The organism is Mycobacteroides franklinii, assembly GCF_002013895.1.
In the GTDB taxonomy this organism is placed as follows: Bacteria; Actinomycetota; Actinomycetes; order Mycobacteriales; family Mycobacteriaceae; genus Mycobacterium; species Mycobacterium franklinii.
Genome location: NZ_MAFQ01000003.1, coordinates 333,704 through 353,133 on the forward strand (window position 1 = coordinate 333,704; position 19,430 = coordinate 353,133).

The window sequence follows — 19,430 nt, forward strand, 5'->3', positions numbered from 1 at the left end:
GCCGTCTATCGCACCAGATGAGTTCTGGCGAACTCCAGCGACTCCCTCAAAATGGCCTCGCGCTGGTCTTCGGTGCGCGCGGTCGAGGTGTGTACCTCGAGCACCACCTGCCCGGTGAAGTCGCCGGCAGCCAACTCCCGGCATACCTGCGCGACGGGCTGAGTTCCCTTGCCGGGCACCAGATGTTCATCGACGGATGCGCCGGTGCCATCGGTGAGATGCAGATGCGTCAGCCCCGATCCCATGCGGCGCATCATGTCCAACGCGTCGGTACCGGCGGTCGCGGTATGCGACAGGTCAAGGGTGTAGTGCGCGTGGTTGGCGTCGGTGGGATCGAATGACGGCGCAAAGGCGGACACCCCGATTCCGGGCCTGCCGCCACGGCGCTTCATGCGTTCCACCGAGGACTGTCCCGCACCGAAGAGACGGTCGGCCCGCAGCGGGAACATGTTCTCCACCGCCACGTGTACATCGCTCGAATCCTCGAGCACGGCAACCTGTTCGGCGAATCCCTCGGCATACCGGCGCTGCCACCGAAACGGCGGGTGCACCACAACGGTTTGCGCGCCCAATTTCTCGGCCGCACGAACACTGCGTTCCAGCTTCGGAATCGGATTGGCACCCCAAACGCGCTGCGACACAAGCAGGCACGGGGCATGCACCGACAACACCGGCATGTCGTACTTGCGGGAGAGTTTCGCGACGGCACTGACGTCCTGGCTCACCGCCTCGGCCCACACCATCAGCTCGACACCGTCGTAGCCGAGCCGGGCCGCATACTCGAAGGCCGCTTCGGTTTTAAGCGGATACACCGAAGCCGTGGACAGACCAACCTTGATCGCAGGGCGCACGGTTCGGTAACGCTACCTAATCAACCGCTTGCAGCATGAGTACAAGTGGGCCGAAGGCGATCAGCGCTCCCACCACAATCGCGATGAGAATGCTGGCCAGGTCCACCGTTTTGCGAATCACCCACAGTGAGGCGACCAGAATTGCGATGAACAACACACCCAGGACCAACGCGATGCCCTGATTCCAGCTCCACAGTTCCCGAAATCCGAAGAAGAGGCCCGCACCCGCGGCGGCGGCCAGCAGGTACTGCGCGGCGATCCAGCTGCCCTGCAGGTAGGTCTTGATCTTCTCCCGGCGGTCGGCCTTGGCCGCGGCAGTGTCGGATTCGGACCTCTTGTCGGTGTCGGCCGCGGCAAGCTGACTGACCTCGGAGTCGGCCCCGTGCTGGCCGACGAGCTCCTGAAGCTCATGTTCCAGTTGGTAGTCGTTCTCGTCGTAGTCGTTCTCCGCGCCCTCGACATCGTGCTCGGCGTCGTGTGAGGTCCACTCGACGGCCGAGGCGCGTCCGTACGGGTCGTCTTCTTCGTGCCGCGCGTAGTCGTCGTGCCCATCCTCATGGACTTCCGGATGGACTTCCGGATGGGCTTCCGGTTCCGGTTCTGCGTGCGGATGCACGACCGCCTCAGGCTCCGGCACAGGCGCGAGCTCGGGTTCCGGCTCGACGGGCGCGGGGACAGACACCGACGGAGGCGGAGTCACTGGAGGGATGGGCACGGCAGGCGGGGCAGGTTCGGCCGCCGGTGCCGGCGTGGCCGCCTCGGGCTTGAGTGCGGGCGCCGGCTCGGACTTGGGTTCGCCGGTGACCGGGGAGATGACACCGGTGGCGTCATTGAAGTCGATCGACTTCCGCGGTTCTCCGGGCCGGGCGACGGGTGTGGGGGTCGGCGGGAAGATGCTGCGAAGCGAAGACGCCATCGCGGAAGGCTGTCCCGGTGCCGACGGCGTGCTGGGGCCGCGACGCGCCGCCTCGTCGGCCATGCTGTCGCCACCGAACAGCGCATCCTCGTTGGAACGCAGGTAGGAACGAGCCCCCGACGGGGCCGGAGCTTCCGGGGCCTTGGCCGCCTCGGGCGCAACAGCGGTTTCGGGCGTGGGTGCCGGGTTCGGGCGCGCCCGGCCGCCCTTCTTGTCACGGATGACGGGGATCTCACCGGTCAGCTCGGCCACCGGGATCGCGTCAGCATTGCCGCGCATGCGGCGGCGGTGGCCGCTGATCTTGCCGTCGGCGGCGCCATTGCGCGCCAGCAGCTCGGCAACCGATACCGGCCGCTGCGTGTCGTCTGACTCGGTCATGTCCTCTCCTACCGTCCGAGGCTTATGTCGCCGGCACTGCGGCTCCGGGGACGGGTTTTAGTCAACGAGTGCGGTGCCATCTGCTTCGCTATCCAGCTTGCGCAGAATTAGCCCTTCGCGCAGAGCCCACGGACAGATGTCGACCGCCTCTAGCGACAGAGCACGCATGCTTGCCTCCGCAACGAGTGCTCCGGCGACGATCTGAGGCGCCCTGTCGACACTGACTCCCTCCAACTCCGCACGGTCTGCGGTCGTCATTCGCGAGATGAACGCGATCAACTGGCGCAGTCCGCTTGCTGTAAGTGTCCTCTTAACACGTGGTCCTGCGCCGGAAGGTGCAGCACCGGTGAGTCGCGCGAGCGACCGAAACGTTTTCGAAGACGCTACGGCCAGATCGGGCACCCCGGCCGCCGCCACCTGTTTGGCGGCGTCGACCAGTTCCGATTCCAGCCAGTCACGCAGCATAGCGACGCGGCGACGTCCCGGCGGATCTTCGGCCAACCACTCCCGCGTCAATCGGCCGGCCCCCAAGGGCAGGGACAACGCGATGTCGGGTTCTTCGTCGACTCCGCAGGACATCTCCAGGGAGCCGCCGCCGATGTCGAGGTTGATGATGCGTCCCGCACTCCAGCCGTACCAGCGGCGCACCGCCAGAAAGGTCAGCCGCGACTCGTTGACGCCGGAGAGCACGGCGAGATCCACGCCGGTTTCCTTCTTGACGCGGACCAGCACCTCATCGGAGTTCGTGGCATCGCGCACCGCCGAGGTGGCGAACGCCATGATCTCCGCGCAGCCCGAGCTGCGGGCAATCTTGGAGAACTCCTGGATGGTGTGCACGAGGCTGTCCGCCCCCTTGCGGGTGAGCTTGCCCGACTCGTCGATGGCCTCCGCCAGACGCAACGCCGCCTTGGTGGAACTCATGGGTGTGGGGTGACCACCCCGTCGGGCATCAACCACCAACAGGTGCACCGTGTTGCTGCCGACATCCAGCACGCCTAATCGCACGCTGCACAGGTTAGTGGGTCTACCGTTTACATCTGTGACGACGCTGCCAAAACAGCCATATCGGCGTGACGCCTCCCTCGACGGCAAAGAGGTAGAGCTCGACTTCGCCCGTGAGTGGGTGGAGTTCTACGACCCGGAGAATCCGGAGCATTTGATCAAGGCCGACATGACGTGGCTGCTGTCACATTGGACCTGTGTGTTCGGTACCCCGGCGTGCCAGGGCACCGTTGCCGGACGCCCCGACGACGGTTGCTGCTCGCACGGCGCTTTCCTGTCGGATGCCGACGACCGGGCGAATTTGGACGACGCGGTGAAACAGCTCACCGATGTGGACTGGCAATTCCGGGAGAAGGGGCTGGGCCGCAAGGGCTACCTGGAGAAGGACGATCTCGACGGGGAGAAGCACTGGCGCACACGCAAGTACAAGGGCGCGTGCATCTTCTTGAATCGTCCCGGCTTCGCCGGCGGGATCGGTTGCGCCCTGCATTCCAAGGCGCTCAAGCTCGGCGTGGAGCCGTTGACGATGAAGCCCGAGGTGTGCTGGCAGCTCCCGATCCGGCGGACGCAGGCCTGGGTGGACCGCCCGGATGGTTCGCAGATTCTCAAGACGACGATTACCGAGTACGACCGGCGCGGTTGGGGCGAGGGCGGCGCCGACCTGCATTGGTACTGCACGGGAGATCCCGCGGCGCACGTCGGCAAGAAGCAGGTGTGGCAGTCGTACGCCCCGGAGTTGACGGAGCTGCTGGGCGAGAAGGCCTATGCGGAGCTGGCCGCGATGTGCAAGCGCCGCAAGGGCCTGGGATTGATCGCGATACATCCGGCGACGGTCGCCGCAGCGCCCCACTAGCGCCCGGGCGTGCCGCCCAATCCGCTTGGGCATGCTCGCCGCTAGAGACCGGCGAAGAGGTCGGTCTCGGGTGCCGTGGTTGCGACACGACTCCGCGCGAGCTCGAACTTCTCCGTCGGCCAGAGGTGCTGACGCCAGGTCCACGGCACCAGAAAGAACGGGCCGTTGGGGTCGACCTGCGACGCGTGAGCCCGCAGTGCCCTGTCGCGCACGGAGAAGTAGTCGCCGCACGCGACCTCGGTTGTCGCGCGACGACCCCGCACTCTTTGTGTGAGCACGCTCGAGGCCCGCACCCAGCCGGGTACCGCCACCTCCCCCAGCCGCAGATCGCGGGGTGCTGCTGCGCTGGATGTGCGCCGAGGGATACGGCTGATGACTCGCTCGGCCCGACCCGCAATCCTCACCATCCGCGGTGTCACTCGGACGATTTCGTGAAAGTAGTAGAGCTTGGCCACACTCGGGCAGTCCTCGTAGGCCGCGACGGCCATCTGATGGCAGCGGATGTGATCGGGGTGCGGATAACCACCGCATTCGTTATAGGTGACCATCACGTGCGGCCGGAATTGCTTGATCACCTCGACGAGCCGTGCCGATGACTCGGCGAGCGGCACGCGCGCGAAACCATCCGCCGGTACCAGGCCCGGGTCCAGGTGCAGGCCGGAGTCGGTGAAGCCCAGCCAGTGATGCCCGACACCAAGGGTTTTCGCGGCAAGTGCCATTTCCTCGCGGCGCACATCCGTCAGGTTTTCGTGGATTCCCGGCAGGTTCATCGCCGGGTTGAGAATGTCACCACGCTCGCCGCCGGTGGCCGTCACGACGAGAACCTCATGCCCCTCGGCCGCGTACTTGGCCAGGGTCGCCGCGCCGCGGCTCGACTCGTCGTCGGGGTGGGCGTGCACCGCCATCAACCGCATCGTGTCAGTGGACCACAACGCACCGGCAATGCACCTCCCGGCCGGGGTCAGCTGGTGCGCTGTGGCCCGCGTACCGGCAGTTCACGGGCCAGCCCGCCGAGACCGAACCAGAAGATGGGCTGGAGGATGGCGGCAACCGGGCGGATCAGGAACCGCGAGCCAGGGATGTTCGTCAGGTATCGCGGCGCGCAAGACAGCGTCCAGTCGACGGTCGCCTTGCCGGGGTCGGCTTCCGGCACAACCCGGTACTCCTCACACCAGGAGCCGAACACCGGCAAGGTGGCGTCCAGCGCCGTGTACCGCATCACGCGGGGCGCATCGAAATGAATGATCTGCTCGTGCTGGGCGAACACCATCCAGGAGTGGATATACATCTGAAAGTCCCGCACGGTGCCGTCCGTCGGCGCGATGTCCTGCGGGTACCGGCAGCCCCAGACCGAGGGCAGCCACGACCACATCCGCTCGCCCGACACCACCCGCCACACCTCCTCGGGCGGCGCGTCGAAGGTGCGACGGACTCGGGTCACGAACGGCGCCGTCGCGAAGAATTCCTCGACTCCGTCGGCCGCAATGGGCACCGCGTCAAACCGCATGTTCGATCTCCTTCACCGGGCTGTTTATCCGCTTGAATTCATATGCGGTCGAGGGGAATTGGACGCTGCGCCGGTAGGACTGCAAGACCGTCCATGGCCGCACATAAGGCGTGTGGCCCTGCGAGTTGATGAAATAGCTGTTTGATCCGGCGCAGTTCACCGTGAAGTACCGATTCAGGTTGGCACCGCTGCGGGAGATGCTGGCCTGAAAATCGTCGAGGGCCACCTGGGTCACCTCAACCCAGGTGGCCTTCCTGGCCCGGGCGAGTTTGATAACGGCCTCGATGTGGCGCATCGAGTTCTCCAGGATGTAGTGGAAGCTGGTGCCCGTCCACGAGTACGGGCCGACGAGCATGAACCTGTTGGGCAGCCCCGGAACCGAGGTGCTCTGGTAGGCCTGCAGCCCGTTGTCGCGATAGAACTCGGCGAGGTCGAACCCCTTGGTACCCAGCACAGTTCCCACCCGGTAGGTCTCGGCATCGGAAAACATCTCGTACCCGGTGGCCAGGACCAGGACGTCGATGGGGCGCTCGACGCCCGCTTTGTCCACGATGCCGGTCGGGGTGATCCGCTCGATACCGTTCGACACCAGCGTCACATTCGGCCGGTTGAACGTCGGCAGGTAGTCGGCGCCCAGTGTGCCCCGCGTGCATCCCGCGCCGAACCGTGGGCGCAGCTGCTCCCGGACCTCTGGACTATCCACCTTGTACCGCAACCAGCCGCGGTATGCCCACAACGCCACCCGGTCGAATATCGCCCCACCCACCCGGAACAACGGCTTCGGTGTGTAGATCAGCACACGCAGGCCGAGTTCGACTCCGGCCAAACCGATCCCGTTCACACCGTTAGCGAACCTGCGTCCGGACAACAGCCGCTGCAGCAGCTTCGGCAGCCGGAAATCAGGTTTCGGGAAGTACCACTGCGGTGTCCGCTGGTATACGTCCAGATGTTCCACCTCACCGGCGATGGCCGGAGCGATCTGCACGGTGGAACTACCGACACCGACAATGCCGACGCGCTTACCGCGCATGTCGATGTCGTGTTGCCACCGGGACGGCACCTGGATCGGCCCCGCGAAGCTGTCCAGACCTGGAATGTCCGGTGCGGTACGCGGATTGATGTAGGCGCCGATTGCGCTGATCAGGAACCTCGACGAGATGACGTCACCATCGGCGGTATGCACCTGCCAGAGATGGTTGTCTTCGTCGAACACCTCACGGTCGACGCATGTCCCGAATCTCGCACGTGCACGCAGTCCGTGCTCGGCAACCAGATCCAGTGCGTACTGCTGTATCTCGGATCCGGTCGCGAAAAATCGCTGCCAGTCCCCCTTAGGGGCAAAGGTGAATTGATAGGCGACGACCGGGATGTCGGCGCCGACCCCCGGATAGGTGTTGCGTAGCCATGTGCCGCCGAAGTCCTGGTCGCGGTCGATGATCACGAAGTTCTCGATACCGATCTCGAGCAGCTTGATGGCCGCGCAGATGCCACCCAACCCGGCGCCGATGATCGCCACCTCGTAATCGGGTTCGTCATGCAATCCCATGACCACGTCCATGGCTCGTTTCACCCACGTTCCCTTCTATTTTTTCGGGACCTATCTCCCTGGACGGCCTGAGCGGGCACAGGCTCCGCGAGCTGACTCACCGACCCGGCAAGTCCAGGATATTTAATAGACTGACACGCCATTCGCTAAATATCAAGACATTCACGGACGCCCACGCTGCGCAAACTCCCACACTCAAGGGCCTAGGCGTGATTTGCAGTAGCCGGTACTATCCGTTCCACGCAATTCACAATCGATGTTGACCCGGGAGGCGCCGTGGGCATGCCGCAGGATCCGAGACTGGCCGAATCACTGATTGACCCCACGCGGATCACACACCCGCCCAAACGCAACCACGGCTATCTCGATGTGCTCGGCCCCGAAAGCGACGAGCCGGTATCCCTGGCCAACCGATTCATGCAGAGCCCGCTGTTGGCCGCGATCTACGAGCGTGTCTGGCGGCCGATGTTCACCCGAGGATTCAGCTATGGCGGCAAGAGCACACTCAAGGCCCACACCGCATTGATGGACGAGATCGCAGGCCGTGGCGATCGCAAGATCCTCGATGTCGCGTGCGGTCCCGGCCTGTACACACGCGAACTCGCCGCCCAGCTCGGAACCGACGGCGTGTGTATCGGTCTGGACCTTTCCGGCCCGATGCTACGGCGGGCGGTGCGCGATAACTCGGCGGAACACGTCGACTACATACGCGGGAGCGCACACGCACTGCCGTTTGCCGACGCGGCATTCGACACCGTGGTGTGTCTGGCCGCGCTGTACCTCATCCCCAACCCCGAGCAGGCCGTGCGAGAACTGTGCCGGGTGGCGGGGCCGGACGGCGAGATCGTGATCTTCACATCCCTGTGGACTCCGGCGGCATCACTGCCCGGTGTCACCCGGGCGATGCGTGTCGGCGGCTTCCGCGCGTTCCGGCGCGATGAAGTCACCGGCTGGCTGCACGCTCAAGGGTGGACCGAGATCGACCAAACACTGACCGGGCAAGGACAATTCATCCGGGCCCGCCGCGCGGCCGCTCTCCGGATCGCGACCTAGCGGCGGGACCGGTCCGTTACTTCTTGTTGGGCACCAGCTTGATGAGGTCGGTCATGCCCGCCTTGCTGGCGAAGTAACGGGTCAGCCCCGGAGCCAGCCGGTTGTTGAGGTACTGCAGCCGCGCCTCGGGTGTCACCGGCACGACCTGCTTGTTCTTACGCACCGCGCTGACGATCTGCCGGGCAACCTTCTCGGGACCGTAACGGCGCATCGCATACGCCTTGTCGCCGGCCTGCTGCATCCGTGCCTCTTCCGCGGCATCTACACCCGAAATCTTGGTAGTGGCAACGATGTTGGTGTGCACCACACCGGGGCAGATGGTGGTGACGCCGATGTTGTGCGCCGCCAGGTCGGCGCGTAGGCAATCGGAGAACATGAACACCGCCGACTTGCTCGTCGAATACGCGGTGAAAGCCTTCTGCGGGCTGTAGGCAGCCATGCTGGAGAGATTGACGATGTGGCCGCCGAGGCCGCGCTCGGCCATCTTCGCGCCAAATGCCCTGCTGCCGTTGACCACTCCAAACAGGTTGATCTCGATGACGCGGCGGAACTCTTCCGAGGGCGTGTCCAAGAACCCACCGGCTGCCCCGACGCCGGCGTTGTTCACCAGTACGTCGGGCACACCATGAAGTCTGACGACCTCCTCAGCATGCGCATTGACGGCTTCCTCGTCGGCCACATTGAGCCGGTAGGCGTGCGCGACGCCACCAGCCTGCTCGATGAGTGCGACAGTGTCGTTGGCACCGTCCAGATTGACGTCGGAGAGCACCACCTCGGCGCCCTGTCGGGCGAACTCGAGCGCCGTCTCCCTACCGATACCGCTGCCCCCTCCGGTGATGACCACCAGTTGGTCCTCGAACGGCTTGCGGTTCTTTCCCATTTCTGCCCTCCGTAATGCACGGCCGGGTTGCTTGCCCGATACCGCGTCGATGAGTTCTATGGCGGCCGCCGCGAGCACCTGTGGATGCGAGAACGGCAGCCAATGGCCGCCATCGAGCACCCGCCGCCACGTCTGTTGGTTCCACTTGAGTTCGTCGTCATAGTTGGATTGGCGCACCGCGGGGTCGCGGCTGCCCACGATGACCTGAACGGGGACCCTGGTGTGCCGATCCTGCGGATGCAGCATGGCCGGTAGCGCATTGGCGCGGTACACCCGCAACGTTCTGGTGATATCGCTCATGAACGTCGGCCCCAGGTGTATCTCGTTCACAGGGGCACCTTCGGCCAGTGATAGCCCAGTTCGCCAGAGCTTTTCTCTCATGGTCAGCCTCAACAGGACGTTCGGTAGGACGGGAGTCATCGAACCGAACATGTAGAGCAACGAACCGATCTGCCCCAGCGCCAGTGCCAGATTCTTGGGCGTCGGGTTGCCAAGCCGTGAACGCACCCACCGGCTCATGTGATGCGCAGACGGCCCGGAGACGGAGGTGAATGAGGAAAATCGATGTTCCACATCGGGATTGCAGATGGCTTCCCACATCGCGACACTGCCCCAGTCGTGTCCGAGGACGTGCACCGGCGTGTCCGGGCTCACCGCATCGGCAACAGCGACGTAATCACTGGCCATCTCGGTAAGCCGAAAGTCGCGGAAGCTCTTCGGATTCGTGCTCTTTCCCGCGCCGCGATTGTCGATGGCGACCAGCCGAAAGCGATCTCTCAGCAGCGGCGCCACCCCGTCCCAGAGGTGATGGGAATCGGGCCACCCGTGCACCAGCAGGATGGTCTCCCCGTCGGGATTACCCTGGATGAAGTACGCGACGTCGATATCTCCGTTGCGCACCACATGTTCGGTGACACCATTGTTTGTCGCGCCGTCCGCGCGCTCGGTCGTGAGAGTCATCCATATCTCCGTTCTCAAATGTCCAGTACCAGGCGCCCGCCGTCGGCCCGAGATACGCATAGGAGCATCTGGCCTTCGGCGCGCTGATTTTCGGTCAAGAGGTTGTCGCGGTGATCGGGGCAGCCCGCGAGCACCTTTACCTTGCACGTTCCGCAGAAGCCCTGCCTGCAGGAGTGTGGTGTGCCGGGCCGGGCCGCGAGGACTGTTTCCAGCGCGCTCTTTTCCGGCCCGACCTCCAGCACGGGACCTCCCGCACCCAGCTGCACCTGGAACGGCACTCCATTCTCGATCGGTGGCGCCGAGAATCGTTCGAAATGCAGTTCGGCTCCGGGGTATTCGGCGACAGCATCACGAACTACCTTCAGCATCGCCGTGGGGCCACAGCAGTACACCGCGAGATCAGGGTGCAGCGGCGGCAGCAGATCGGCGGATGCCGGCAACCCGTCCTCGTCGTCTGTGCGGATGGTGATCCGTTCGCCATACCCGGCCAGCTCATCACGGAAGGGTATGGATCGTCTGCTGCGCCCGGTATACGTCATGGTCCACGGCAGCCCCAAGTCCGTGGCCGCCGCCAGCATCGGCAATATCGGGGTAATTCCGATTCCGCCCGCCACGAAATGGAACTGGCGGGTATCGGTATTCAGGTGTCCGGTGGTGGCCAGCGGGAACGCATTGCGCGGCCCCTTGACCCCGAGGGTGTCACCAACGCCCACCCTGTCATGGAGCTCTATCGATCCGCCGTTGCCATCCAAGATGCGCCGCACCGCAATTCGATACCGATACCGGTCGCGGGGGTCACCACATAGCGAGTACTGGCGCACGGCGCCCGAGGGCAGCGTGACATCCAGATGCGCTCCCGGCCGCCACCTCGGCAACTCGCCGCCGTCCGGCGCGCCGAGCGTGAAGGCGACCACATCCTCGTCGGCGGCGACCACCACACGTTCCCGCACCACCAGGTTCAACGACCGGTCCACCCATGTGGGTTGACGGATGGGCCCCAACAGCGGACTCAGCCGTAGCACCGCGGGCAGTGTTTTCCCGAATGCCGCGACAGCGGTCGGCCCCACCACCTCCAGAACCTTCATGCCCCAACGGAGAGGATGGCGGCCCGGAGGGGCCGCCATCGGAAGCGTTCGCGTCATGCCGCGGCCGCCGCCTTGGCCGCAGGAGACTTGGCCAAGTAGGCAACCGCCTGCGCGGTATCACCGATGGATTCCGGAGTGAACGCAGGCCTCAGGAAACTTCGGAAACCCTCCCCCAGGACACTCCACTTCAACGTCGCGCCGCGCTTCATCGCCCGGTTGGTCTCACGCAGCCAGCGCGCCAGGCTCATCTTCGGCACCTCGGGGTCGGCGCGCGCAAGCAGCCAACTGAGCAGCACCAGACCCATGGGGATAGTTGCGCACGAACCGATGAAGTACACCATCATCCGCGGGCGCCCCACCCCGAGGTGCCGCGCAAGATCCCAGGCGACGCTGCGGTGTTCGACCTCCTCCGCGCCGTGCCAGCGGAACATGTCGGTAATCACCGGGTCAGCCCCGTAGTGCTCGAATTCGAAGTTGAGCAACCAATCTCCCGCTGTGGCAGTCAAGTGCTCGATGCCCGCGATGATGGCGATGCCTTCGACCATTACCCGGTAGCGCACCTTCGGTGGGAGCCGATCCATCTGCTGCTTGAACGTGGCGAGCACTCGGTCGGTGAGATCGTGCATTGGCTGGGCGTCGATACCGTGCTGGCTGAAGTACTCCAGTAGCGCCTTATCGTGTGTATCGGAGTGCAACTGCTCTTGCCCGATGAAACCAATCACGTCCTCGCGCAACTTCTCGTCCCTGATGTGCGGCAGCGCCCGGCCGAACACCTCGACGAAGAACAGCTCGCCGGCGGGCAGCATGAAATTCAGCGCCGATAGTGCGTGGGAGGCCACCGGCTCGCCAGGGATCCATTGCAATGGGGAATCCGAGAAGTCGAACCTCACGTTGCGTGCGCGCAACGCGACCTCGCCGATGTCTGCGGTGTCATTCATCTGCCTACCTCCGTACCGTCATAGGCTTTCGGGCCTCCTCGACGCCGCCTTGACGCGGAAGCAGATTCAGGTCGTCAAGCTTGCCGAGCGCCCAGCCTCCCCATCGCTCGGCACGCTCGATCGAGAATGCTTGTGTGGTGCGGCGATTGATTCCCGGTGCGAGTCGTCCCAGGACATACCCGAGCCATGCCTCGGTGCGCACCGGTACCACCGCAAGGTCGTAACGCACCGCACGCGTGACGGCACGCGCTACCAAATCCGGGCTCATCGGCGAGAAAGGCAGACTGGCCGCGAACTCCTGTATCCGGCGCATGATTTCCTTGCCCCGATCGACCATCTCCTGGTCGACGCCGACGGTTATGCCGTTCAGTCCGATGTTTGTGTTGATGAATCCCGGGCAGATGGCACTGACTCCAACGCCTTTCGGCCCCAGCTCCAGCCGCAGGCATTCGGTGAGCATCTTCACGCCGGCCTTCGACACCGAATACGGCGCCATCACCGGGGTCGGCGTGAAGGCTGCGGCCGAGGCGATGTTGACGATATGACCACTACCGCGTTCCACCATCTGTTCGCCGAACACCCGGCACCCATGCACCACCCCCATGAGATTCACCGAGAGCAGTCGATCCCAGTCCGCCGGGGTGAGTTTCAGAAATGGTCCCCCCAAGGCGATTCCGGCGTTGTTGACCAGCACATCGGCCACACCATGATCGGCAAGAACATCCCGCGCGAAGGTTTCCCACTGGTCCGGATCGGTGACATCCAATTGCGCCGCCGATGCCCCGTTTCCATTGGCCCGGATCATCGCGGTGGTGGCGTGCGCGGAATCAAGATCCATATCGGAGACGACCACGTGGGCTCCGCGTTTGGCGAATCTGATCGCGGTGGCCCGACCGATGCCACTGCCCGCCCCGGTGACCACCACCAGACGAGGCTCCAGCGAGTTGTTCTTCACGCGCTCTCCCCCGCTATCGATGCCACGGTCTCCGGTACCAACGACCCCGCCGAATAGTGATACACGTCAAGGTCGTAGTGGCGGTTCTGCCAATACATTTCGCCGTGGGTCGTCGGCCGGAACGGTGAATCGCCATTCTGGTCCAGGTAGTACGTGTTGGACCCGGCGCACACGTCGGTGAAGAGGAAGTTCTTCTCTTGCCGCTTCAAGCATTTCCGGAAGTACTCGTCGTGGACATCCTGGCGGATCTCGCAGACGGTGGCCCCGCGACGCTTGGTCTCGGCGATGGCACGGGCCAGGTGCGCCGAGGTGGCCTCGATCATCCACAGATAGGACCCGAGGACGAATCCGTACGGCCCGGTGATGGAGAACATATTGGGATACCCGGGTACCGAAACTCCCTGGTAGGACTGGAAACGGTGCCTGTCCCAGAACTCGCCGAGTTCCTGCCCCCCACGGCCTCGCACGGGGAAAGGCGGCACCGAGCCCTTGTCCCACAATTTGAATCCCGTCGCACAGATCAGCACATCAACCTCGTGCTCGACACCGTCAACCGTGCGTACTCCGTTGGGCGTGACGCATTCGATCGATTCGGTGATCAAACTGACGTCGCCACGGTTGAAGGTCTTGAGGTATTCGTTCGACATCGACGGACGTTTGCAGCCCAACCCGTACTGCGGAATCAGCTTCTCGCGGATCACCGGGTCATCAACCTGTTTGCGCATCCATCGGCGCATCGGCGCCTCACCCGCGCGCCTGACCGCGTTGATCAGCCACGCCGGACCGGCCACCTGACCGCTCATGGCCAACTCAATGCCAACCGTCGCGACCGATCGGATGGCCGAACGAATCTGCTTATTTCCCAGAATCATCCGGCCCAGTGGCCCTATCTCCACGTCGAATTTTGGGCCCACCCAGATTGGTGTGCGCTGGAAGACCGTGAGATGACGTGTCTGGGCGGCAATGGCGGGAACAAGCTGCAACGAGGTTGCCCCCGTTCCGATCACGGCGACACGCTTACCCGCGAGCGCCACATCGTGATCCCATAACGCGGTATGTAGCAGTACCCCGCCGAAATCGTGCACGCCCGGGATGTCGGGCATCTTCGGGCGTTCCAGGCCACCGACCGCCATCACGCAGTACCGGGCGGTGATCTCCTTGCCACCATCGGTGGTCAATCGCCACAGGCTGTTTCGATCGTCGAACTCCGCGCGGGTGATACTCGTCCCCAACCGCAGCTTGTCGCGTAGCCCGTACTTGTCCACCATGGAATCGGCGTAGTGCTGTAGCTCCTCCCCCGGCGCAAACAGACGCGACCAATCACCACGCTGCTCATAGGAGAAGCTGTACACCACCGACGGAATGTCCACCGCCACCCCGGGATAGGTGTTCGCATGCCAGGTGCCACCCACCTGATCCCATTTGTCGATGATGATGAAATCGTGGATCCCTTTGCGTTGCAGAGAGATACCAGTTCCGATTCCGCCGAATCCGGCCCCGATCACCGCTACCTCGTGATCGGGTTGTTCCAGTTCAGCCGTCGTTGAACGCCGTGCGGCACTGCTCACGGTTCGCGTCTCCTTTGACGTGTCGCGGGCTACTTGAGGTGATCGACGAGAATGCCCTTGCTACCGAAAAGCTCCTGCTGCCAACGGTCCAGCAGTTCTCCGGTGTTGATGTCGTCGGGATGGAAGCCGGGCCGCAAGTACTGGCGGACGTCACTCAAGATTCCCTTGAACAGCGGCCCGCCGAAGAGCCCCCGCGCTTCCCTGAGCAGCCGGCGGGGCTGACGCCTCGCCACCGGATCGGACAGCAGCGAGCCGGCGAGGATGCCAAGCGTCAGCGGCGGGACGATGGTCATCGCCACCAGCATGAGACCGATCCGCATCGTCTCGGTTCCGCCTACCGCGCGGTACACGTCGAAGGCCACCGACTTGTGTTCCAGTTCCTCCAGGGCGTGCCAGTTGAGGAGATGCCATACCTCGGGGTCACCCGGAATGGCCTGCACTTCCTCACTGCCGAGCGTCCGCTCGGCGAGTATTGCGGTCATGTGTTCGGCCATCGCGGTGAACGCCAGGTGAGCACGCGGAGGGAGCATGTTCTCGAACCGGATCAGGCGGTCAACCTGCTTCTTCGAATCCCACCACGCGATGGGGTAACCCATCTCGACGAGTTTTTCGTTGACCCGACGGTGCTCTTGACCGTGCACTGACTCCTGCCCGATGAATCCGGCCACGCGCTTCTTGAGTACCGGATCGGTGATCTGGTCGGAGAATTTGCGCACCGAACGGATGAATCCCTCTTCCCCAGGCGGGAAACCGCCGGACAGCCCCGCGACGAAATGGCTGTAGACGATGTCGTCTTCCACGAAGTACTTGTGGGCCTTGCCGTCGTCGCCGAAGCGGAATCGGATCCGCCGGGTCTTGGGGTACACCGCAGCCGGGCTTACCATTTTCATCACTCCCTTGTGACAAGAAGTTACTGGTACTCAAAGTACTACCTGGAGTACACCATAAGACCGCGGCGGCGCGGGGCGCAATACATCGCGGTAGGTGAAATCAGCTCAAGGAATCACTGAAACAGCCAGTGTTCGACCCCGCGCGACAAGGAAGGAAAGAAAGCGCCCATCGGACGGGCCGAGAAGGACCGGGCGGGCGAGAAGTCAGTCGACAGGCAGGAGGACCGGATCGTCGGGATTGAGCTCGACACCCCGCGCCTTGGCCGATGCCGCCAGCCCACCCCACACGTACACCACCAACTCGTCGACGAGAGCTTCCTTGCTGATCACGGGCTCATCGAACCAGCGCAACACCGCAATACCCATGGAGGCCAACATCGCGTCGATGACGTATTCGATGTGGTCGGCGTTGCCACCGCGGGAGCTGAAGACCGACCCCACCAACTGCGCAATGGCGTCGGACAACGGCCGCCCGCTCTCGATGAGCGACGTCGCATTCGCGTACTGCACGCTCAACAGGAAGCGCACCAAGTTGGGTCGCTCATCAACGAGGTCGACGTAACCCGCCATGCCCGTGCGGAACAGTTCGAGCAGCGAGACGGACAGGTCGATATTTGATACCACCTGCTCGACGACCAACTCCTGAACCCGCATCGCCACCGCGGCGAAGAGGGCTTCCTTGTCGGTGAAGAAGCGGTACAGCTTGGGCCGCGAGATACCCGCGGACTTCAGGACATCGTCGATCGACAGATCCGGACCAAGCTCATCGATCGCATGAAGAGTGGCTTCGACCAATTCCGCTCGGACTTTCGCGCGATGCTCTCGCCACCGGTCAACGCGGGCGTCACCGGTCAGCTCAGGAAGGCCGCGCTCCGGGTACACCTGCGTTGACACGCCCACATCGTAGACCGACTACCCGACTCCCCGGCGCGCATATCACCAGGTACAGGTATCGAGAGTCTAAAGACCCATCCCCGGCGGGCAAACTCAACAATACTTTCAGCAAACAAATGTCGTTAAGTCCAGGACCTCGGGCTCTCTAGAGATAGGTATGCAGCACTTCTGCCCGACCTCGTGATATTTCCTCGACCTGTCGTTCAGCTAATGAAATGGGTTGTGACGGCGCCCGAATGCGCCCTGACAAGTTCGGGCATTTTCCAACATATTTGCCAGCAGTGGTTACTGTGATCGCGTGGCCAGCACAGACAGCGTCCGGCGAGGGCCGGGCCGTCCGCCCAATCCGGCGCGTGCACGCGAACGTCAACGCACACTTACCGAAGCTGCCGCACTCGAGTTCGCCGAGAAGGGCTACCACAAGGCGAGCATCACCGACATCACCCAAAGGGCCGGCGTTGGCCGGGGCACGTTCTATCTGTACTTCGACACCAAACGGGACGCCCTGGACGCGGTGATCGACAGCTATTTCCAGAGAACACTTGCGGCGGTCAACGACACCAGCGACCTGCTGGGAAACGCTGCGGACTTCGAATTGCACCTGCGTACGGTGTTCACCCGGCTCTTCGACATGCTGGACAACAGTCCGGAGATCATGCGCAGGTCATCCTGCGTGAGGGACTGATCGACACGGCAATGACCAAGCGTATGTTCGGCATCCTCGACCTCATCGAATCCATCAACGTCACCATCGTCGAGCAGGCTGTCGAGGACGGCGCCATTACCGGCACGGTCGACGCGTCATTCTTGGCTCACGCCATCACCGGGTTGTCCATGGCAGCCACCCTCAAGGCGATCAGGGGTGAGCTCGCGGCGGACGCACGCGAGTCCTACATCGACTCATTTATCCAGCTAGTGCGGGCGGCGACGACGAATTCCGCGCCCGCTGCAAATTCTTGACAATTCGCGTCCCAAGATCACGAAGCTCCGCTAGCCTCGGCCCTAGCCAATAATCTGACTACCGAGTCAGTGAATTGCTGAGACCAGGGTCGGGGGACCTCCGACGGTCTCGTCGCGACAGCGCCCCGACCGGGGCCACTTGATATACCCGCGCACGCGGGCACACATTGCCAACCATCAAGCGCGGCAACCCCATGCTTGACACGGACCATGACCTACACCACACTAGGCCACCGTATGTGATGCAGAGTACCCGTTACTTGTTGTTACGCAAATGGAAACATTTGAGCCCGTCGATCCAGTTCAGCCCCGGAAATATGAAGCCAGAGGAGCCGCTGTTGAGCTCAGCAATGAGTCATGTGGCGGCTGATGCGCGCATGGAGCCCACCGCAGACGAGTGGGCCGAATCTCCGGAGATCCCATCCGATAGCAAATACCACGACGAGAGCGAGGCCAATCCAGCTCCGGGCAGTTCCCCCCAGCTACTCGATCGTGTCCGCCGGGTCGTCAAAAGGCCCGTCGAATACGTGGTGTCTCAAACCGATTCGATGCTGAAGACGCTCGGGCGCTATGTCGATCTGGTCGTGCAATCGTTCGCGTTTCTGGTGAGCGATATCGTCCGTCTCCGCCACCCGTGGCAGGACACCGTCATCCAGTCCTGGTTCATCCTGACGGTCACGGTCGTCCCAGCCATTCTCGTATCGATCCCGTTCGGGGTGATCGTGGCGGTGCAGGCCGGCAGCATCATCTCGCAGGTCGGCGCATCGTCCATTTCCGGAGCGGCCGGTGGCCTAGGCGTCATCCAACAAGGTGCGCCCATCGTCGCAGCCCTGCTTCTCGGTGGCGCCGCGGGTTCGGCGGTCGCCACCGACCTCGGTGCCAGGAGCATCCGCGAAGAGGTAGACGCCATGCGCGTGATGGGCGTCAACCCTGTTCAACGGCTCGTAACACCCCGCCTGGCGGCGATCCTTTTTGTGTCGCCATTGCTGTGCATCTTCATCATCTTCGTCGGTATCTTCGCCGGATACCTGGTCAACGTGGGTTTTCAGGGTGGCACCCCAGGCAGCTATCTGTCCTCGTTCGCAGCTTTCGCCAATGTCAGTGACGTCACCGTGGCGGTTCTCAAGACCTGGCTGTTCGGTGTGGTGGTCATCCTGGTGGCCTGCCAGCGCGGCCTGGAAGCCAAGGGCGGTGCGCGCGGTGTCGCCGATGCGGTCAACGCCACCGTGGTCATCGGGGTCGTCACCGTCATGGTGCTCAACACCGTGATCACCCAGATCGTCGCGATGTTCATGCCCTCGAAGGTGGGTTGAGGATGGCGACGTCCCGCCCGTCCCGGCACTTCCCGGATGAACTCCCCGCACCCGCGCGGTCCCTGTGGAATTTCACCAAGGGCGCGGGCGGTTCCGCCGAATATCTCGGCCACCAAATTACTTTCGTCGGTTTGGTGCTCGCCGCCATACCCCAGACGCTCAAGCGTTATCGCCGCCAAACCGGGGTCCTGCTGGTCGATATGACCTGGGGCAACGGCTCGATCATCGTGGGCGGCGGGGTCATCGGTGTGCTGGTCTTCATGGGGATTGCGGTCGGGGCTTCTGTTGGCATCGTGGGCTTCTCGACCCTGGACATGGTGGGTATGGGGTCCCTCACCGGATTCATCTCTGCCTATGTGAACACCCGGGAGATGGCGCCGATGATCGCCGCCATCGGGTTCGCGGCCCAGGCCGGTTGCCGCATGACCGCCGAGATCGGGGCCATGCGTATTTCGGAGGAGATCGACGCACTGGAGGCGCAGGGTATCCGTTCCATCCCCTTCGTCGTCACCACCCGAGTGATCGCCGGAGTCATCATCATCGTTCCGCTGTATGTGCTGACCCTGCTGCTGGCCTACGGCTCGTGTGCCTTCATGGTGTTCTTCGTGCACAACCAGTCGCAGGGTGTGTACAAGCACTATTTCGACTCGTTCGTCCATCCGGTGGACGTGCTTTATTCGGTGATCAAGGCCGTGGTGTTCGTCGTCATCATCATCGCCATCCAGTGCTATCAGGGCTACTACGCGGGCGGCGGACCCGAGGGTGTGGGCATGGCCTCGGGTCGTGCGATTCGGGCGTCCCTCGTCGCGGTCGTGCTCTTCGACATGCTCCTCACGTTGCTCTTCTGGGGCAACAATCCTGGAATTCAGATATCGGGGTAA

17 protein-coding genes and 1 pseudogene are annotated in these 19,430 nt (G+C 63.4%); 5 read left to right on the plus strand and 13 right to left on the minus strand.

The genetic code is table 11. From position 1 onward, the window contains the following. Window positions 1-5 precede the first annotated feature (5 nt). Genes B4393_RS05520 through B4393_RS05530 form a run of 3 tightly spaced genes read right to left on the minus strand, consistent with a single transcriptional unit; the run spans window position 6 to window position 3,150 of the window. Window positions 6-851 (minus strand): sugar phosphate isomerase/epimerase family protein, encoded by an 846-nt coding sequence (locus B4393_RS05520; RefSeq protein WP_078333252.1) that lies wholly within the window; start codon window positions 849-851, stop codon window positions 6-8. A gap of 16 nt (window positions 852-867) precedes the next feature. Continuing rightward, on the minus strand, window positions 868-2,145 hold the full coding sequence (locus B4393_RS05525) for a hypothetical protein (protein WP_078333253.1): 1,278 nt from the start codon (window positions 2,143-2,145) through the stop codon (window positions 868-870). A gap of 57 nt (window positions 2,146-2,202) precedes the next feature. Beyond that, entirely contained in the window at window positions 2,203-3,150 is a 948-nt protein-coding gene (locus B4393_RS05530) for a Ppx/GppA family phosphatase (RefSeq protein WP_078333254.1), read from the minus strand. A 34-nt stretch (window positions 3,151-3,184) separates the two neighbouring features. On the opposite strand from B4393_RS05530, the gene B4393_RS05535 reads away from it, so the two are divergent. After that, entirely contained in the window at window positions 3,185-4,000 is an 816-nt protein-coding gene (locus tag B4393_RS05535) for a hypothetical protein (protein WP_078333255.1), read from the plus strand. A 41-nt stretch (window positions 4,001-4,041) separates the two neighbouring features. Here B4393_RS05535 and mca read toward each other — a convergent pair whose 3' ends face one another. The 3 genes from mca to B4393_RS05550 are packed head-to-tail and all read right to left on the minus strand — an operon-like array spanning window position 4,042 to window position 7,065. Beyond that, a complete protein-coding gene (mca, locus tag B4393_RS05540) occupies window positions 4,042-4,914 on the minus strand; it encodes a mycothiol conjugate amidase Mca (protein WP_078333256.1) in 873 nt (290 codons plus the stop codon). Between the two features lie 47 nt (window positions 4,915-4,961). After that, complete coding sequence (locus B4393_RS05545) at window positions 4,962-5,507, minus strand: SRPBCC family protein (protein ID WP_109558388.1); 546 nt, start codon at window positions 5,505-5,507, stop codon at window positions 4,962-4,964. Further along, on the minus strand, window positions 5,497-7,065 hold the full coding sequence (locus B4393_RS05550) for a flavin-containing monooxygenase (RefSeq protein WP_191988856.1): 1,569 nt from the start codon (window positions 7,063-7,065) through the stop codon (window positions 5,497-5,499). The genes B4393_RS05545 and B4393_RS05550 overlap by 11 nt, the downstream gene beginning before the upstream one ends. Window positions 7,066-7,335: 270 nt before the next feature. Here B4393_RS05550 and B4393_RS05555 point away from each other — a divergent pair, with 270 nt between their 5' ends. Next, on the plus strand, window positions 7,336-8,106 hold the full coding sequence (locus B4393_RS05555) for a class I SAM-dependent methyltransferase (protein ID WP_078333257.1): 771 nt from the start codon (window positions 7,336-7,338) through the stop codon (window positions 8,104-8,106). Window positions 8,107-8,122: 16 nt separating this feature from the next. On the opposite strand, the gene B4393_RS05560 is transcribed toward B4393_RS05555, so the two are convergent. The 7 genes from B4393_RS05560 to B4393_RS05590 all read right to left on the minus strand — a co-directional run bounded on the left by B4393_RS05560 (window position 8,123) and on the right by B4393_RS05590 (window position 16,282). Further along, complete coding sequence (locus B4393_RS05560) at window positions 8,123-9,946, minus strand: SDR family oxidoreductase (RefSeq protein WP_078333258.1); 1,824 nt, start codon at window positions 9,944-9,946, stop codon at window positions 8,123-8,125. Between the two features lie 14 nt (window positions 9,947-9,960). After that, a complete protein-coding gene (locus tag B4393_RS05565; RefSeq protein WP_078333259.1) occupies window positions 9,961-11,031 on the minus strand; it encodes a PDR/VanB family oxidoreductase in 1,071 nt (356 codons plus the stop codon). Window positions 11,032-11,084: 53 nt separating this feature from the next. After that, window positions 11,085-11,969 (minus strand): metal-dependent hydrolase, encoded by an 885-nt coding sequence (locus B4393_RS05570; protein ID WP_078333260.1) that lies wholly within the window; start codon window positions 11,967-11,969, stop codon window positions 11,085-11,087. Between the two features lie 4 nt (window positions 11,970-11,973). Continuing rightward, complete coding sequence (locus B4393_RS05575; RefSeq protein WP_078333261.1) at window positions 11,974-12,924, minus strand: SDR family NAD(P)-dependent oxidoreductase; 951 nt, start codon at window positions 12,922-12,924, stop codon at window positions 11,974-11,976. Then, a complete protein-coding gene (locus B4393_RS05580; RefSeq protein ID WP_078333262.1) occupies window positions 12,921-14,492 on the minus strand; it encodes a flavin-containing monooxygenase in 1,572 nt (523 codons plus the stop codon). Before B4393_RS05580 ends, B4393_RS05575 begins: the two co-directional genes overlap by 4 nt. Window positions 14,493-14,521: 29 nt before the next feature. Then, window positions 14,522-15,376: a metal-dependent hydrolase gene (locus B4393_RS05585; protein WP_078333356.1), complete on the minus strand. Its 855-nt coding sequence runs from the start codon at window positions 15,374-15,376 to the stop codon at window positions 14,522-14,524. A gap of 210 nt (window positions 15,377-15,586) precedes the next feature. Beyond that, window positions 15,587-16,282: a TetR/AcrR family transcriptional regulator gene (locus B4393_RS05590; RefSeq protein ID WP_078333263.1), complete on the minus strand. Its 696-nt coding sequence runs from the start codon at window positions 16,280-16,282 to the stop codon at window positions 15,587-15,589. Window positions 16,283-16,574: 292 nt separating this feature from the next. Here B4393_RS05590 and B4393_RS05595 point away from each other — a divergent pair. The 3 genes and pseudogenes from B4393_RS05595 to B4393_RS05605 all read left to right on the plus strand — a co-directional run bounded on the left by B4393_RS05595 (window position 16,575) and on the right by B4393_RS05605 (window position 19,430). Continuing rightward, window positions 16,575-17,236, plus strand: a pseudogene (locus B4393_RS05595) (TetR/AcrR family transcriptional regulator). 350 nt (window positions 17,237-17,586) lie between these two features. Then, window positions 17,587-18,549 (plus strand): MlaE family ABC transporter permease, encoded by a 963-nt coding sequence (locus tag B4393_RS05600; protein ID WP_078333264.1) that lies wholly within the window; start codon window positions 17,587-17,589, stop codon window positions 18,547-18,549. 2 nt (window positions 18,550-18,551) lie between these two features. Continuing rightward, window positions 18,552-19,430 (plus strand): ABC transporter permease, encoded by an 879-nt coding sequence (locus B4393_RS05605; RefSeq protein WP_078333265.1) that lies wholly within the window; start codon window positions 18,552-18,554, stop codon window positions 19,428-19,430.